The 14,652-nt window shown below is 69.0% G+C and carries 14 protein-coding genes and 1 pseudogene; 9 read left to right on the top strand and 6 right to left on the bottom strand.

The window, feature by feature from the left end:
• Nucleotides 1–43 precede the first annotated feature (43 nt).
• Complete coding sequence (locus tag ABD901_RS47810; protein ID WP_345138953.1) at nt 44–865, bottom strand: adenylate kinase; 822 nt, start codon at nt 863–865, stop codon at nt 44–46.
• A 437-nt stretch (nt 866–1,302) separates the two neighbouring features.
• Here ABD901_RS47810 and ABD901_RS47805 point away from each other — a divergent pair, with 437 nt between their 5' ends.
• The gene (locus ABD901_RS47805) at nt 1,303–2,037 is read left to right on the top strand and encodes an adenylate kinase family protein (protein ID WP_345138938.1); all 735 of its coding nucleotides are present in this window, start codon (nt 1,303–1,305) and stop codon (nt 2,035–2,037) included.
• A 279-nt stretch (nt 2,038–2,316) separates the two neighbouring features.
• On the opposite strand, the gene ABD901_RS47800 is transcribed toward ABD901_RS47805, so the two are convergent.
• The 3 genes from ABD901_RS47800 to ABD901_RS47790 all read right to left on the bottom strand — a co-directional run bounded on the left by ABD901_RS47800 (nt 2,317) and on the right by ABD901_RS47790 (nt 5,989).
• The gene (locus tag ABD901_RS47800; protein WP_345138935.1) at nt 2,317–4,410 is read right to left on the bottom strand and encodes a tetratricopeptide repeat protein; all 2,094 of its coding nucleotides are present in this window, start codon (nt 4,408–4,410) and stop codon (nt 2,317–2,319) included.
• A gap of 44 nt (nt 4,411–4,454) precedes the next feature.
• Complete coding sequence (locus ABD901_RS47795) at nt 4,455–4,871, bottom strand: hypothetical protein (protein ID WP_345138932.1); 417 nt, start codon at nt 4,869–4,871, stop codon at nt 4,455–4,457.
• Between the two features lie 572 nt (nt 4,872–5,443).
• Nucleotides 5,444–5,989 (bottom strand): SMI1/KNR4 family protein, encoded by a 546-nt coding sequence (locus ABD901_RS47790; RefSeq protein ID WP_345138927.1) that lies wholly within the window; start codon nt 5,987–5,989, stop codon nt 5,444–5,446.
• 247 nt (nt 5,990–6,236) lie between these two features.
• Between ABD901_RS47790 and ABD901_RS47785 the strand changes: the two genes are divergently transcribed.
• Nucleotides 6,237–6,683, top strand: coding sequence for a hypothetical protein (locus ABD901_RS47785; protein ID WP_345138922.1), 447 nt, complete (start codon nt 6,237–6,239; stop codon nt 6,681–6,683).
• A 408-nt stretch (nt 6,684–7,091) separates the two neighbouring features.
• Here the strand turns inward: ABD901_RS47785 and ABD901_RS47780 are convergent, their stop codons facing one another.
• On the bottom strand, nt 7,092–7,622 hold the full coding sequence (locus tag ABD901_RS47780) for a 2'-5' RNA ligase family protein (RefSeq protein ID WP_345138915.1): 531 nt from the start codon (nt 7,620–7,622) through the stop codon (nt 7,092–7,094).
• Between the two features lie 26 nt (nt 7,623–7,648).
• On the opposite strand from ABD901_RS47780, the pseudogene ABD901_RS47775 reads away from it, so the two are divergent.
• The 4 genes and pseudogenes from ABD901_RS47775 to ABD901_RS47760 all read left to right on the top strand — a co-directional run.
• Nucleotides 7,649–7,802 (top strand): annotated as a pseudogene (locus ABD901_RS47775) (site-specific integrase); the annotation flags it as partial.
• A 167-nt stretch (nt 7,803–7,969) separates the two neighbouring features.
• Complete coding sequence (locus ABD901_RS47770) at nt 7,970–8,110, top strand: hypothetical protein (protein ID WP_345138912.1); 141 nt, start codon at nt 7,970–7,972, stop codon at nt 8,108–8,110.
• Nucleotides 8,110–9,345 (top strand): YVTN family beta-propeller repeat protein, encoded by a 1,236-nt coding sequence (locus tag ABD901_RS47765; RefSeq protein ID WP_345138901.1) that lies wholly within the window; start codon nt 8,110–8,112, stop codon nt 9,343–9,345. Before ABD901_RS47770 ends, ABD901_RS47765 begins: the two co-directional genes overlap by 1 nt.
• A gap of 594 nt (nt 9,346–9,939) precedes the next feature.
• Nucleotides 9,940–11,304, top strand: a complete 1,365-nt coding sequence (locus tag ABD901_RS47760) for a hypothetical protein (protein WP_345138898.1) — start codon at nt 9,940–9,942, stop codon at nt 11,302–11,304.
• Between the two features lie 37 nt (nt 11,305–11,341).
• Here the strand turns inward: ABD901_RS47760 and ABD901_RS47755 are convergent, their stop codons facing one another.
• Nucleotides 11,342–11,794: a hypothetical protein gene (locus tag ABD901_RS47755; protein ID WP_345138895.1), complete on the bottom strand. Its 453-nt coding sequence runs from the start codon at nt 11,792–11,794 to the stop codon at nt 11,342–11,344.
• A 227-nt stretch (nt 11,795–12,021) separates the two neighbouring features.
• On the opposite strand from ABD901_RS47755, the gene ABD901_RS47750 reads away from it, so the two are divergent.
• The 3 genes from ABD901_RS47750 to ABD901_RS47740 all read left to right on the top strand — a co-directional run bounded on the left by ABD901_RS47750 (nt 12,022) and on the right by ABD901_RS47740 (nt 14,529).
• On the top strand, nt 12,022–13,200 hold the full coding sequence (locus ABD901_RS47750; protein ID WP_345138893.1) for a cupin domain-containing protein: 1,179 nt from the start codon (nt 12,022–12,024) through the stop codon (nt 13,198–13,200).
• A gap of 4 nt (nt 13,201–13,204) precedes the next feature.
• Nucleotides 13,205–13,852, top strand: coding sequence for a flavodoxin family protein (locus ABD901_RS47745; RefSeq protein WP_345138890.1), 648 nt, complete (start codon nt 13,205–13,207; stop codon nt 13,850–13,852).
• A gap of 254 nt (nt 13,853–14,106) precedes the next feature.
• A complete protein-coding gene (locus ABD901_RS47740) occupies nt 14,107–14,529 on the top strand; it encodes an NAD(P)-binding domain-containing protein (RefSeq protein WP_345138887.1) in 423 nt (140 codons plus the stop codon).
• Nucleotides 14,530–14,652: the final 123 nt, after the last annotated feature.

The following is a 14,652-nucleotide window of genomic DNA, read 5'->3' as shown; positions in this document are numbered from 1 at the left end:
TTCACATAGCGATCGTGCGACGGCGAACAGCATCCGGCATGGGTCACATGACCACATTGGGAGGATCTCCATACGCTGCGGCGCGCCGCTGGCGCTGCTCCTGCCGAATCCTGGTCCGCATTGGTGAGAGCCGGTGCGCGAAGGGCTTTTCGGCAAGAGCATCCCCGCTGGGCCTGGTAATCCCGTGTCCCGCAAAGGGGAAGCGTATGGCCGTGATTGGAGTCGAGCGCACAAAGTCCACGCACGCGCCGGTAGCGGCGGCCACCGGATCCGCCAGGTCGATGCTCGGCATTGCCTCGACGACCTCGAGTGCATCGAGGATTGTCGTGGTGACCTCGTCGGGGGTGCGCATGCCGTCGACGGGGAGCAGAATGCCGTCCAGCGCGTACCAGTCCAGGACCGGACTCGTCACCTGGTGGTAGAGCGCCAGCCGCCGCCGGATCACGGGCTCTGTGTCGTCCTGGCGGTGCTCGGTCGCGGCTCGTGCAAGCAGCCGCCGTACCACTTCATCGTCATCGGCCCGCAGGTGCAGCGCGACGTCGGGGGCCATCCCGAGCTCGGCCGCCATCCGGGACAACGTCTCCGCCTGTGCCGAGGTCCTCGGGTAACCGTCAAGGACGTAGCCCAGGCCGGCGGTCTTGGCCGCGATGAACGCCTCCCGGACCATCTCCAGCACGATCTCGTCCGGCACCAGCGACCCGCAGTCCAGGTGGCGCTGCACGGCATGACCGAGGTCTGTGCCTCGTGCGACGTGGCTTCGCAGAAGATCGCCGATGGCGATGTGTGGAATGCCGAAGTGGGCGGCGATTCGGGAACCCTGGGTTCCCTTCCCGGCTCCGGGCGGGGCGATCAGCAGCAGCCGCATGGGGTGTCTCCTGTGCAGTCGTTCGTCGCGGACCGTTTCGGTGCGCCGATCCGAATGCTGCTTGCCGCAGGAGGCTCCGGGCATGGGTCACACGACTGCATCCATAGCGTCATCAGGGACGGACGGCCTTATGGTCGGACGAGCCGGAGGTGCCTCACAACGCCGCCTCCGATGCAGTCACTTGACACATGCGCCAGGGCCGGTGGTCGTCACACCATGCATGTATGGCCACAGTCCGATCTCGAGTATTGCGTGCCCCGTCCGCGGCACGCTGCCCACCGACTGCCACGCTCGGGTCGTCGCAGTCGCCGATAGCGCCGTGGACCTCCGGGCAAGGACCGCCAGAGCCCACTCGACCGGCCGAGTCGCCGATGAGCCGGGTTGGCGCCGGTGGCACGGACGCCGAAGCAGTCGCCCCTGCGGGAGGGAGACACGAGATGCGGATACTGATGATCGCGCCATCTGGTGTTGGTAAGAGGATGTTGGGCGCGGTGATCGCCGCCCACTTCAACATCCCGCACATCGCGATGGGCGAGTTGCTGCGCGATCACGTCGCCCGGCGCACGGATCTTGGTCGTGCCGCGCAGGTTCACCTGAGCCGTGGGGAGGTGGTACCCGACGAGCTTGTGCTGGACCTGGCCCGCCGGGAGCTCACGGCGGCCAGAGCGGGCGGCGAGTACCTGCTCGAAGGTATGCCGCGCACGCTGCGCCAGGCACGGGAGGCCTACAAGATTGCGCTGCACCTGGGGATGACCGCGAACGTCGCGCTACACCTGGGGGTCGACGACGAGGAACTGATTCGGCGCCTAGTCTCGCGAGCCGCTCTCGAACGCTGTCAGGACACCGTGGACGTCATCCGCGATTGGCTGGAGCTGTACCACCAGGCGACCAAACCGCTTGTTGCGTGGTACAGCCAGCGCGGCATCCTCGTCCGTGCCGACGCTATGCGGCCCACCATCCAGGTCGGCAGGGAGATCATTGCCGCCCTCGAGGCGATGCGGCCACTGGTCGGCCACGTCCCCGAACAGCTGCGCCAGCCCGTCGACCTCACGGGGGTGGGCGCCGAGTTCGGCCCTTCGCCAGATTCGGCGAGCCAGCCCGGGAACCCCGTTATCCCTTTGCCGTCGTCGCTGTACGAGCGGGCCCGTCTCGGTGCCGACGAATGGCGGTGAGGATCGGTGCTCATTCGTCGTCGGGGCGGCACGAGAGATGATGCACAGTACCCATTCCCGTTGTCCGGCAACGGGTCAGTGAGGCGCCCGGGCAGCGTTCTCGCAAGATCGCCTCCCAGATTTCTCCCACCGGGGGATCACCCGGGTCATCTCGATGCGAACTGTCGGCCGGATGGCGTGATGGGGTTCTGTCCTAGGTCAGGAGGCTCCGTCAGGCTGGGGCTGTCCGGTGTGGGACGGTTTGGCTGCTGTACTTCGCTGCTGTACGGCTCGTCATCGTTACTGGACCTCACGGATCGCCGCGGCTCGGCGTTGCAGCTGTTCGGCGTCTTCGGTCCGGCCCAGCGCCGACAGACTGTCCGCGAGGGTGTCCAGCTTGTCGGCCATGTCGGGGTGGTCGGGGCCGAAGGTGTTCTCGGTGATGGCCAAGGCCCGGCGCTGCAGCGGTTCGGCGTCACCGGCCCGGCCCAGCGCCGACAGGGTGATCCCGAGGTTGTCCAGCCTGTCGGCCGTGTCGGGATGGTCGGGGCCGAGGGCGTTCTCGGTGATGGCCAAGGCCCGGCGCTGCAGCGGTTCGGCGTCACGGGCCCGGCCCAGCGTCCACAGGGTGATCCCGAGGTTGTCCAGCCTGGTGGCCATGTGGGGGTGGTCGGGGCCGAGGGTGTTCTCGGTGATGGCCAAGGCCCGGCGCTGCAGCGGTTCGGCGTCGCCGGCCCGGCCCAGCGTCCACAGGGTTCTGGCGAGGTTGCTCAGCCTGGTGGCCGCGTCGGGGTGCTCGGGGCCGAGGGCGTTCTCGGTGATGGCCAAGGCCCGGCGCACCAGTGGTTCGGCGTCACCGGCCCGACCCAGCGCCCACAGGGTCATCGCGAGCTTGTCCAGCCTGGTGGCCGTGTCGGGGTGGTCGGGGCCGAGGGCGTTCTCGGTTATGGCCAGCGCCCGCTGTTGCTGTATCAGCGCCTGCCGGTGGCGGCCTTGCGCCCGCTCGAAGAGGGCGGTCTGCCCGAACAGCCAGGCCAGGTCAAGGCCGCCGATGTGGTCGGGGCACTGGTCTGCCAGGGCCGCCACGTGCGGGCTCAGCGCCGCCCATCGGGGCCATCCGGCCAAGGCGGTGGCCGGATGACCGGGCGGGACTGCTTGGCGCAGGAGCTCGACCGCGATGCGCAGGGTGTCCGTCCGCAGGTCCTGAGCGTCCTGTTTTGGTGGGCGGGCAAGCTTGGCGGCGTGGTTGTCGCCGGATGGGGCGTCGGGAACTGGTTGCCGCAGCTGGCTCATGGTGATCGCCTGGACCAGCCGGTGTGTGGTGACCGCCTGGCCGGTCAGGGTGATCATGTTGTACGACGCCAGCACACCCAACGCCCCATCAGCGGCGCCGGGTTCGGCGACGGGGGTAAGCACGTCGCGGGGGAGGTCGTCGGGGGCGTAGCAGGCCAACACCTGCAGCAGCCGTACCGCCATCGGGCTTTGCTCAGCGATCATGTCGATGGTGACCGACCAGGTGCGGGCTACCGCACGCTGCGCGCCGTTGCCGTCGCCAGCGGCTACCGCGGCCAAGACCCGCTCCGGGTCGCCGCGCAGCTGGCGCAGATAGTCGCTCATTGGGGTGCGGGTCTGCCGCAGATAGGCTCCGGCCTGCTGCAATGCGAGCGGCAGGCACCCCAACTCCCCGGCCAGCACCCCGGCGGTGCCCGGATCGGTTTGCCCGGACAGCCGGGTGAGCAACGCCGCCGCGTCGGCCGGGTTGAGCACCTCCAGGCGCAGACAGCCGTCGGTGATGTCTTCCCAGCCCACATCCCGCCGCGTCGTGATCAACACATGGCCGCGGCTCAACTGGCCGAGCAACCGTGCGACGTGGTGGCGGTGCTCGACGTTGTCCAGCACCAGCAGCCACCCGTCGTGGCTTTGCAGCCACACCAGCGCCCAACCGGCCGCCTCCGCCTGGTTGGCGATCACCTGCACGTCCGGATGCAGCCTGAACGCCAACTCGGCCAACCCCGTCTCGATCGCCTCCGGGCTGTCCGCGAGCACCCACCACACCAGCCGGTACTCGGCCCGGTGCGCGGTGGCGTACTGCAACGCCAGCTCGCTTTTACCGACTCCGCCCAAGCCGTGTACCGCCTGGGCCACCACTCCGGCCCCGGCACGGACGAGCCGATCCAGCTCGTCCAACTGTGCGTCACGGCCGACGAATGTCCGCGCCGCCGGCTTGGGCAGAGCCACCAAACCGCCGGCAGGGGCGTCCACCGCCGCTGGCGATCCCAACGTCACCGGCCCGTTGAACTGCCGGGCCTGCGCACCGTCGCCGGTCTGCACGATCCCGGTGTTGTGTTCGACGTTGGCCGCGCGTTGCCCCGGCACGTTCACCAACCCGGGCACGGCCGGGCCTGCTGCCGGCGCAGCGCTGTCCTGGTCGGGCACGTCTACGCGCGTCCCTGCCACGCGGTGCTGCCGTCGCCGGTCTGCACGACGCCGGTGTTGTGCTGCACCGTCACCGACCGCGGTCCGGCCGCGGTCATCGCCGTACCAGGCAGCAACGCGGCCACCTCGGCGGCCAACTGCGGGTCGGCCGCCAATGCCTTGCGCAGTTGCGACCGCAGCGCCGCGACCCGGTCCGGGTCCTGCAGGTCCTCCGCCACATCCTGCACCGCAGCACCCACCGCGACCGACGATCCGTCATGGCGCAGGAACCGGCAAAGCAAGCGCCTGCCTAGACCGACCATCGCGTCGGCCGTGGCGTCCGCGGCTGCGTCGCGGGCGCGGTCCACCACCGCGGTGCCATACGCCCCGATCGCGGCCGTCACGTACGGCACGACCGCCAACGCCAGATCCGCATCCATCCCAGCCAACTCCCATTATCGCAGCATCTACGTCGATGAGTACCACACCAGCGCACTGACCGTCACCACGCTGACGGGTGCCCAACGTCGACCATCCCGGCAGGCCCGGCAGCTGTCTCGGCACATCATTCCGAGCGGCAAGATCGGTGCTGGCCGGTCACGCGGAAGCTTCAGACGTGAACTAGCGATGCCCAAGCGCTCTCCGGGCCTGCTGATTCGTCTATACGCGCTGCTCGCGGCCGTGGTTGGCGTCGGTTCGGCGTGGTGTCCGGGGGCCGTCCGGGGCGCGTTGCCCCTGAGCTGCCCCGAACCGCAGCTGCGGTTCGCGGCTACAGTCCGTCGAGCCGGAGTTGTACTGGCCGACCCGCAGGCGCTGGGCTGTGCTGCGGGGCATCGCGCCAGCGGAGGTGCGGCGTGCGCTGGTACTGGTAGCCCTGGTGTTCGTCATGGCGGCGGTGGGTTGATGCGTGACACTTCGACGGCGGCCAACTCGTCGCCGAGGTCGCCCGGACCGCCACGAAGGCGATCGCCCGATTCAAGGTCCGTAAACCCGAACCATCACGGCGGTCAGCTCACGCTGATCCCGCCCATGGCATCAGTTCGCCCGGTAGTGCCGCCAACGCCGGGTCGGCAGCGAGCACCGAGTGCTGATCGAAGGGCCAACGCCGGTCGCCGGTCTCGGCCCTGAAGAGAAACCACAGGAACCGCCAGAGGTCACTTGCCACGACATAGGCCATGTCATCGGGCTCGCTGCCGTCGACGAACCCGACGCTGCCGATCAACGGACCTCGTGTGCTGAGAACGTACGTGTTGCCGCACCCGTCACCGGCGACTGGCAGCCAGCCCTGCTCCCGCCAGGACGGATGGGCTGCGCGTCGCGCTGCCACGTCGTTCGGGTCCAGGCCGAACCGCGCCCCGTATACGCCACCCGGCCCGATAGCCTCGCCCTTGCAAACCTGCAGCCAGTCGGCGAGGACAGATGGGATCGGCTCACCGAGCCGGCGTTCGAGGTCGGCCAGCTCCAGATCGTCAGCACCGCCAGGAAACGGTTGCTCCGGTGCGCGCGGCACCTCGCGGAGCAGCCGCACAACCTCCTGGCGAACCTGCTGGGCATCCACAGTCACAATCTGCCCGACGCGGCATAGCACCAACAACGGGGAACGCTCATAGAGAACGACCGACCGACGACGAAGTTGGCGGCGTCGACACGTTCCAAGATCGCCTAGCCGGAGCTGTCACGCATCATCTGACGCTGATCCGTAATGGATCAACTGGAGCCCGACAGTCCCCCGCACCACCACCAAGCCCATCGCCCGCTACAAGGTCCGCAAGCCCGAGGGACCCGCAGTACGGCACGATGACCACGTGACGTCCGACCTCAACCCTGACAACCGAGACGAACGCCCGGTCATCGCCATCAACGACCGCGGGCTCATCCTCGGCGTGGACGCCCACGGCAGCTGGATCATTTGGACAGAGGACGAAACGGTCTGGCCAGCGCACACTGTGTGGCTCGCTTACGACCACCTGCTATGGCTTATGCCCCTACTGCAAAAGCCGCAGGACGTCGTGACCGAGGCAATCGCCGGTGCTGACGCTGATAACGGCGTGCTGCCGGCCGTGCTGCGATACGCGCTGGGCTGCTGGAGCGGCTACTGGGCCGGGCTCGCACTCGCATGGCTGGAAGCCGGATACCCCTCGACTGAGTTGATCGACGCCCTCCAAGCCCTGAAGGACTCCCCCCGACAACCCCAACCCGTCCGACACCGAGCCCTCCGCTTGTGGCGCAAGGCAACCGAACCCTCACCTTGACCCCGAGAAAGATCGTTTAGCCGGAGCGGCCCGACCCCGGCCAGAGGCGAGAACCGGTCGCGCACCCAGAACTGGTCGGCCGGCGCCGGCGCCTCGCCCCTGACCACGTCCTCGACCTCTCCGAGCGCGTCGTCCAGCTCGGCATCGGAGTACAGCCGGAACGCGTTGGGGTTCGGCGCCTCTTTGTCCCTGATCGGGTTCCCGCAGACGCACATCCACGAAGACAAGACGCTTCCTCTCCCCGCTAGGGATTGCGGGCTCGGCAGGCCGGGCACCGGAATGCGCACGCCCCACGCGCGGTAACGCCGTCGCCCCGTCGTCATCGTCATCGGCTGTTCGCTCCGGTGACCCCTGTTCGCCCCCTCCGTTCCAGCGATCACGGCCCACCGCATGGCTCGAGGACTGACCTCAGCCGGCCAGTGACAGCTCAGCGACCGTCGTCCAGGAGTCCGGCGCGGCGCGGCCCCGGATCAGTCGGGCCGATGACACCGCGAACGGGACCGGCAGCAGCGGCTCGATCGCGGCCTGCGCGGCGCGCAGCCGGTCGACGGGCGCGCTGTCGCCGACCGTTAGATGCGGGATCACCTCGGCATGTTGCCCCCCGTACGGCGGGTAGTCCGGGAACCGCGCCCAAACGGCGGCGGTAAGCGCCCGGAACCCTTCGGCCGGCTCCGGGGCCAGCCACAGCACGCGCTCGTCGAACCAGCGGGCGGCGGTCAGCGTGGCGGTGAACCGTGGCACCGACGCGACGGCGGCGGCCAGGTCCGCCAGCGCGGCGGCGTCGAGCGCGTCCGGCGGCACGAACGGGAACAGGACCGTCACGTGCGCGCCGACGCCCCAGCCAGCGGCTGGGTCGTAGGCGGCCCGGAACCGGCCAACGAGCGGCTCGGCCGCCTCGACGGGAACGATGACTGCGGTCTGCTCCGTGCCGTGTGCCATGCGCGCCCCCGTAGGCATCGAATGTGCTGACCGTCCAACAGATTGCCGATCTTTGTCAGACATGCCAGAACGATCGTGACAGAGAAGGTCTACCGGCACCAGCTGCGGCCGGTGCTGGTGAGCGGCGCCGGGATGGACCGCATGTTCGACTTGCCCCCGGAGGCCGCCGCAGCGCCGTAACCCCCTGCGCCAGTCAGAGGGCCGTTTCCGGTGTCTCTGCCGGCCCATCCGGCGTTGGGAGGGCCCGGGGCAGCGACGGGCACCGTGCCCGTCGCCGGCCCCGCGTAGACCCGCTGACTTGCCACGGCCCATCTTGCGGCGTCAACTCGCTCGATTACCCGGATCCGGTGGCGGCCGCCGTGGTACGCAATACCCTGCAAGGCATACAGGACGGATCAATCGTGGGTCTCTATTTCTGGCATTTCGGGACTGTCACCGCCAGCATGCTGGGTCCGCGTCCCGTCATGATGGGCGAGCTGGTCGGCTGATGGCGCCCAGGTACCTTCGCTCCGATGCGCTCGCCGCACTCACCGCCGCCGCGCTGCTGCTGGGTGCGTGTTCTTCCAAGCCCGCACCGAACAGCGCGGGCCCTGGCGACCACCACACGCTAGAGGCCATGCCCGGAATGAGCATGCCCGGCATGGCCACCTCCCAGCCGCCCGGGAGTGCGGGCGGGACCACCGCGCCGGGCGCCGCGCTGCCCGGCATGCCGCCGCTGCTCGACCCGCACGACGTCTACGCCGCCGACCGGCCCGGCGCGCTCGCCGACGCGGTCAGGAACGACCCCGTCCGGGTGTACGTGCCGAACCTCGGCAGCGACACCGTCTCCGTCATCGACCCGGCGACGTACAAGGTCATCCAGACGGTCAAGGTCGGCAACGCACCGCAGCACGTCGTGCCGGCCTGGGACCTGCGCACGCTGTGGGTGAACAACAACGACGGCAACACACTGACCCCGATCGACCCGGCGACCGGTGCGTTCGGCACCCCCGTCCCGGTCGAAAACCCGTACAACCTGTACTTCACCCCCGACGGCAGGTTCGCGATGGTCATGGCGGAGCTGCTGCACCGCATCGACTTCCGGGACCCGCACACGATGGCGATCGTGCGATCGGTGCCGGTCAACTGCTCCGGGGTGAACCACGCCGACTTCTCGGCCGACGGCCGCTACTTCATCGCGACCTGCGAGTTCTCCGGCGACCTGATCAAGGTGGACGTCCAGCGTCAGGAGGTGGTCGGCCAGTTGCACCTGCCACGCGACGGGGCGATGCCGCAGGACGTCAAGATCACCCCGGACGGGCGCACCTGGTACGTCGCCGACATGCACACCTCCGGCGTGTGGATCCTCGACGGGGACGCGTTCACCGTGCGGATGTTCCTGCCGACCGGTGCCGGCGCGCACGGTCTGTACGTCAGCCGCGACTCGAAGCGCCTCTACATCGCCAACCGGGGCGAGGGTTCGGTGTCGGTCCTCGACTTTGCCACCGGCACCCTCATCGCCAAGTGGCAGATCCCCGGCGGCGGCAGCCCGGACATGGGCGGGGTCTCGGCGGACGGCAAGGTCCTGTGGCTTTCCGGCCGGTACAATGGCGAGGTCTACGCCATCTCCACGGACGACGGGCACCTGCTCGCCCGGATCAAGGTCGGCGCCCAGCCGCACGGGCTATGCTTCTGGCCGCAGCCCGGCCGGTACTCCCTCGGTCACACCGGCATCCTGCGCTGACCACGGCGGCCACCGAGCATGACCTCTGGCTTCGTTGGTCGGATCAGCGGCGGGCGTGTCAAGTTAACGGCTCTGGCGCAAAGACGGTGGTGACTGGGGTGATCGAAGTTCGCTGATCATGGTGCGGCAGGGTTCCGGCGGTGCGCGTCGATCTGGCCTGCCGCAACACCGCGTGCGCAAGGCGGACGTTCAGGGAGCAGGTGCCGCAGTTGGCTGCGCGGCGGGCGCGGCGCACGCTGCGGCTGACGTCGCTGATCGCGGGGATCGGGGTGAGCCGCCGTTGCTGGCGTCGCGCGACCCGAAGGAGACGCACGAGGGTTCGCCAAGCCGAAGTCTCGCTCCAGCTACCGGGCTCAGCCGTCGGCGAGGTTCACAGCCGACTCGGACGGCGCGCCGCCCGGCGCTCCAGCGGCCGATGGAGCTGTCGTCTGCCATGGCCAGCGCCCTACCCTGCAGGGCCGCCCCCATGCCTCCCGCGACCGCATGATGGCCCTTGCGCGTGGATCGACGTGGCGCCGTCGAAGCGGTTCCCGCAGGGGGTGGTATTGCGTGGTTCGAGGGCACGCAGGATCCGCCCGTCGCTAGGCTGCCCGCATGGGGACCACCGCTGTCGTCGCGCCGTCGGTTCACCTCGACGCCGCCGACGTCAGTCGGCTCAGCGCGCTCGGGATATCGGTCGACGGCGATGCTATCGGTACCACGAATCGACCGCCGGCCGGCGAAGGTTCGCATCCGCTCCCGGACCTCGCTGCCGCGATCGACCTGGGCGCGGAACGCGGCGCGCTCGTGGTTATCAGCGACCGAGGGCGGGATCCGCGTGCGTGGCGCGGGGAGGGCGCCCGGTGGCTCGCTGCGGCAACGGAGGCTTCGGCTACCGCATCCGCCGTGAGACCGCTGGCGCTCGTGGTGATTCCGGCTGCCTCGGCTCCGCGGCCCGGGCCGATCGCGGTGCTCTCACCCGCGGAGTCGGTCTCCTCGTACGAGTTGTACGTCGGTGCAGCGCTCGCGGCCGCATCCGGTCGCCGGGTCGAGCACGTCAACGGTCGCGGCGCGCAAGGGTCCGCCGACCAGCCGAGCCTGCCCGCGCGCGCGGCGGCCCGGGCCGCGGCCACGCAGTGGCGGGAGCGGGGTGAGCCTCGTCCTGAGCGTTCACTGCACGGGTTCGTCTCCCGCCCGGCCGCCATTGTCGTCCCCGTCCCCCCAGGCTCGGCCGATGCCGCGAACGTCATCCCAGCCCACCCCGACGCCGACATTGTGCTGATCTTCGACGCCGCGCAGGCCCGGTACTCCCCCGCAGTCGCGCGGCAGGTCGCGAGGATGGTCGAGGTGGCGTTCGGGGTGGAGACGAGCCTCGCGGACCAGGAGAGGGTCAACAGCCGGGCGCGGCCAGCGCCGGCCACGGGCCGACCGACCTCAACCGGCCCGCTCGGCGGCATTCGCGCCTCCGATGTCATCCACGTCCGGCTCACTGACACCGCACTCGAGCTGACGAACCGTACGCGACATCGCGTCCGGCTTCGGATCGCACTGGGGTCCGCGGCGGAGGCTGGGCGAGTGCACGCAGTATTCGAAGCGCGGCTGGAACCCGGCGCGTCGCACGCGGAACCGACCGACCCCGTCGCCGACCTGGCGCCGCCCACGCGGGTACTCAGGCCGTGGAGCCACGGGTCGGCCGAGGTGTATGAGGGAGGTGACCGGCGGATCCTGCGGGTCGAGGCGTCGGTGCTCGCCGCCGACGGCCGAACGCACGCCACGCATGCCTACGAGCCCGGTAACGGCCTGAATTTCTCGGCCACGGCCAGCGATCTCAAGGCATTGCTCGGATCAGAGGCGGTGAGAACGTTCCACCTCGACGCGGCACCGTCGCGCGCAGTGGTGCCGGCACCCCAGGACGTGTTCGCAGCGTTCGAGTCCGCGCTGACCGTGGGCGCAGGCATCCTGGCGAAGTACCCCTCGTGAGCTGCAGCCGGGGGCCCGCCCGGCGATCGCGACGCGCTCAGCTCTGGTCGAGCCGCACCCGAATCCTGACGAGCGCGGTGTGCACGCTCGCGCGGTCCGCCAGGTAGGCAGAAACCGCGTCGGCATCGGCATCGGCAGCAAGCGGCGCCGTGCCAATTGCGAGCACGATGTAGCGCCGGCCAACGGCGTTCGCGGTCCAGTCATCGGTGACGTGGTGGCTGAGCCACACTCCGGCGGATGTGCAGAGATCGACCTGCAACGCGCGCAACGACGCGTAGAGCACGTCGGTCCCGATCGGCAGCATCTCCGCGCCTGCGTCCAGCCGCTTCAGCCCTAGGGCCGCGATCGTATCCGAGAACGTTCCGTCGTCGTACGCCGAAGTCGGATGCACGAGGACGAAGGCGGTCGGCTCGCCGAACGGGTTCAACGCTGACCACGCGGTCATCCCGAACTCGAGGGCAGAAGCGGTCCTCGGTGTTTGCTCGAGCACGATTCTGAGCCTACCGGAACCGATCCGTGGGAACGCGGGTTGCCACCAACCGGGGGGCACCGGGCCGGCATCGCCATGCCCCGCCCACGCCTCGGCGCGCCGGAGTGGTTCAGCGAGAGACCGCCCAACGATTCGCCGCAGAGAGCCGCGGTCCTCGTGCGTGAAGCAACCGGCCCCGGGTATCGCGCTCGACGAGGATTCATCGTCTGTGAGCGGGAGGAGACAACGTGACCGTCATCGAAAGCGTTCCTCACCCAATCAGAGCGTCCGACGGCAAGGGCTGGCTCGATCTCGGCCCGCGGGACATCTTGCGGGACAAGCAGAACCCGGACATCCTTGTGCCGCCGGCTACCGACAGCGGCACGATGGCCAACATGAAGTACTCGTTCTCCGACGCTCACCAGCGCCTGCAGGACGGGGGCTGGGCCCGTGAGGTCACCAATCGAGAGATCCCGGCGTCGCTCGACGTCGCCGGGGTGAACATGGCCCTCGAGCCGGGGGCCTATCGCGAACTGCACTGGCACAAGGAGGCCGAGTGGGGTCTCGTGCTCGTCGGCAGTTGCCGCCTGACGGCGATCGACGAGCATGGCCGGTCGTTCATCGACGAGGTCAAGGCGGGCGACCTCTGGAACTTCGAAGCTGGGCTTCCTCACTCGATCCAGGGCCTGGAGGACGGCGTCGAGTTCCTGCTGGTATTCAGCGACCCGGACTTCTCCGAGAACTTCACGTTCCTCTTGTCCGACTGGTTCGCCCACACGCCGCAGGATGTCGTAGCCGCGAACCTCAAGAAGACTGTCGCCGAGATCAGCAGCCTTCCCAAGGCCGAAAAGTACATCTTCCGAGCCGACCTGCCAGGCCCCATGTCCGAGGTCGACCGGCCAGCGCCGGCGGGCAAAGTGCCCTCACCGTTCACCCTGCACATGGAAGACGTCGAACCGATCGAGTCCGAGGCGGGACGCGTGCGGATCATCGACGTGAACGTATTCCCGGCCGCCAAGACCATCTCCGCGGCGATCGTCGAGGTCGAGCCGGGCGGTATGCGCGAGTTGCACTGGCACCCGAAGGCTGCGGAGTGGCAGTACTACATCCGGGGCAACGCACGGATGACGATCTTCGACTCGAACGGACTCGCCCGCACCTTCGACTACACGGCCGGCGACATCGGCATCGTGCCGCTCGTGGCCGGTCACTACGTGCAGAACACCGGCGACGAAAAGCTGATCTTCATCGAGGTCTTCAAGTACCCGGAGTACTCGGACATCTCCGCCAACAAGTGGCTGGCCTCGAACCCGGCCAAGGTGGTCGCCGACCACCTCGACGTGACGACGCAGTTCGTCGAGTCGTTGCCGCTCGACGACAGGCCGGCGCCGGTGATCTGGTACGACCGGTCCAAGGCCAAGGGGTGACGGCATGGCCCGCATCCTGATCGTCTACTCGAGCCTGTCCGGTGCGAACGCCATGCTCGCCGGTCTCGCCGCCTCCGCCCTCGGCGCCACGGGCGCCGAGGTCCGGGTCCGGCGCGTCCCCGAGGTCGCCTTTCCTGGTGCTGTCCAGCCAGCAGCGGACGGCGTGAAGGCCGTCTCGGCGGACGACCTGGCCTGGGCGGACGGGTTCGTCCTCAGTTCGCAGTCACACACCGGACTGCTGTCGGCCTCGATCAAGGCATTTATTGACGCGCATCACGATGCTGCGGTCGCCGGCAGCTACCTGAACAAGACCTTCACTGCGATGGCGACCTCCGCATTCGCTCACGCCGGCCAGGAGCGTGTCGTGGACGAGCTCAATGCCGTCGGTGCCGCCTGGGGCTGCATCCTCGTCCCGCCGAGCGTCGCCAGTGCGAGGCTCAACGTCCTCAACGGCAATCCGTACGGGCTGAGCTTCGTGCTGGAACAAGGCCGGATCCCCGACACCGATGCCGCCCGGGAAGTGCTCGACGCGCACCTCCACCGGTTCGCCGCCATCACCGATGCCATGGTGGCGCTGTCGGCAGCTAGCGCCGTAGGCGGAGAATCCGCATTAAACCGTCGCATACCGACCGCCGCCGAGGTCTTCAGCTGACTCTTAGGTTCGACCCGCGGACGAACATTGACATCGCGGGTTGAGGTGGGTATCGGGGATGTGCCCCCTGACCTGGAAGGACGGGGGTCTCTCCAGACTTCCGTCAACCGGGTCGAGGGCATCGCCTTGCTGCGATCGTTGCAGGACAACGGCTTCAGGCATATGCCGCTCCTCGCCGGGTGAGGGCAATCCCGCACCGGGACGGTTGGCTGGGCACTGGCAACACTCAGCCACGAGCGGGAACGGGAGGCACGATGGATGTCACGGTGCTCGGCGTGGGGCGGATGGGCCGCGCCATCGCCGGTCGGCTGCTCGCCGGAGGTCACCGGGTGACGGTATGGAACCGCTCGCCCGGCAAGGCCGGAGAGGTCGTGGCCGACGGTGGCCGGGAGGCGCGGGACATCGGCGACGCGGTCGGTGGGGCCGACGTCGCGATCACGATGCTGGCCGACGACGCGGCGGTCCGGGCGGTGGCGCTCGGGGAGCTGCGGTCCGCCATCGGCGGTGACACCGTCTACGTCGACTCATCGACCGTGTCGCCGGAATGCAGCGGCCGTGTCCGGCTCGATCCGGCGATACGACTCCCCGTCCCATGCCCTGACCGCGAAGCTGGCGACCAACCTGATGCTGCTAGCGCGCGCATGAAGATGTCGCTTTCTCATGGAGATGGCGTCTGAGCCCTGATCCACCGACGAGGTCTCGGTGCCCGGCCGGTCCAGCCCGATGATCTTGGACGCGGGTCAGGGCGTGTGGGAGTGACCGGCCGGGTTGCCGGTGCGCTCGATGGTCGAGGGAAGTCT

Origin of the sequence: Dactylosporangium darangshiense, from assembly GCF_039537565.1 — a bacterium.
Lineage (GTDB): Bacteria > Actinomycetota > Actinomycetes > Mycobacteriales > Micromonosporaceae > Dactylosporangium > Dactylosporangium darangshiense.
The sequence above is the reverse complement of the archived record's forward strand: the minus strand, read 5'-3'. Positions and strand labels throughout refer to the sequence as shown.